We start from the raw sequence: 1,671 nt of genomic DNA, 5'->3' as shown, positions 1-1,671 counted from the left end.
CTCTGCGAACACGTTTCAGGCGTTCACGGCTCCCACCTCGCCGGCTTCGCGCAGGAAAAGATCAACCTGCCGGCCCGCCTGCTGGTCCCTGCCCCGCCCGGCGTGACCGACATCGGCGCAGCGGTGGCGCCCGTCACCTTCGGCACGGTCGAGCACATGCTGTTCGACAACGCCAGGCTGCAGCCCGGCGAAACCATCCTCATCCATGCTGGCGGATCCGGCATCGGTTCGGCAGCCATCCAGCTGGCCAAGCGGATGGGCTGCACGATCATCACCACGGTCGGCTCCAACGACAAGATCGACAAGGCCAAGGCGCTCGGCGCCGACCATGTCATCAACTACCGCGACGACCGTTTCGAGGGTGTCGTGCGCAAGCTGACCAAGAAGAAGGGCGTCGATGTCGTCTTCGAACATGTCGGCGCCGACACCTTCGCCGCCTCGATGCTGTGCCTGAAGCGTGGCGGCCGCCTGGTGACCTGCGGTTCGACCTCCGGCGTGTCGACGCAGATCAATTTGATGCAGCTGTTCCAGCAGCAATTGAAACTGCTTGGCTCCTTTGGCTGCCGCATGGAAAACATGGCTAACGCCATGCAGAAAATGGCGGCGGGACAGGTCGCACCCGTCATCGACACCGAAGTCGGCTTCGACGGTATCGACGCCGCGCTGAAGCGCATGGAAGGCCGCGACGTTTTCGGCAAGATCATCCTGCGCGTCGGCTAGAGCCTTGACCTCTGTGTTCAAGAAGTTCCGCCGGGACCTCAAATTTCGTTACGGCAGGCAACTGCGCCAGCTCAATTACTGGCTGGTGGCGCGGGCGGCGATGATGATCATCTCGGTCCTGCGCCTGCTGCCGGCCGACAGTGCGCTGAATTTCGCCGACCGCGTCGCACGCATGGTCGGCCCTCGGGTAGGGCGCCATCAGGTTGCCGTCGACAATCTGCGCAAGGCCTATCCGGAAAAGGGCGAAGCCGAGATCCAGGCGATCGCCTCCGACATGTGGGGCAACATGGCCCGTCTTGCCGCGGAATACATCTTTCTCGATGCCCTCTTCGACTATGACCCCACAGCCAGCAAGCCCGGCCGCGTCGAGGTCAAGGGAGCTGACCACTTCGTCGAAATCGCTGGCGAAGAGAAGCCGCATATCGTCTTTACCGGCCATCTCGGCAATTTCGAATTGCTGCCGGTGGCGGCGGCGACCTTCGGAATGAACATCACGGCGCTGTTTCGGCCGCCCAACAATCCCTACCTTGCCGACTACATCCTCTCGACGCGCCGCTCGACCATGGGCTCGTTGCTGCCATCCATGGCGGGCGCCTCATTCGCCCTGGCCGGAGTCCTGGAGAACGGCGGCAACATCGGCATCCTTGTCGACCAGAAATTCACCAATGGACTGGAGACGACATTCTTCGGCCGTCCCTGCCAGAGCAATCGCGTGCTGGCCACCCTTGCCCGCCACTACGACTGCGACGTCTATCCGGCGCGCTGCGTCAGGCTGTCAGGCAACCGCTTCCGGCTCGAAATCGAGGACAAGCTGACATTGCCGCGCACCGCTGACGGCAGCGTCGATGTCCACGCCACCACCCAGCGTCTCAACGACGTCGTTGAACGCTGGGTGCGAGAAGATCCCGGCCAGTGGATGTGGTTCCACAAAAGGTGGGAGATCAGCGGCGG

The 1,671-nt window shown here is 62.9% G+C and carries 2 protein-coding genes; both read left to right on the top strand.

Annotation, left to right across the window (positions count from 1 at the left end; all coding sequences use genetic code 11):
• The coding region (locus EN943_RS36895; protein ID WP_127416603.1) for a zinc-binding dehydrogenase at positions 1-720 on the top strand (720 nt) is incomplete at its 5' end.
• A 13-nt stretch (positions 721-733) separates the two neighbouring features.
• On the top strand, positions 734-1,671 hold a 938-nt coding region (locus tag EN943_RS36890), incomplete at its 3' end, for a lipid A biosynthesis lauroyl acyltransferase (protein ID WP_164778607.1).

Source organism: Mesorhizobium sp. M7A.F.Ca.US.006.01.1.1 (assembly GCF_003997935.1).
In the GTDB taxonomy this organism is placed as follows: Bacteria; Pseudomonadota; Alphaproteobacteria; order Rhizobiales; family Rhizobiaceae; genus Mesorhizobium.
Note: the sequence above shows the minus strand (reverse complement) of the source record. Positions and strands in the feature narration are given on the sequence as shown.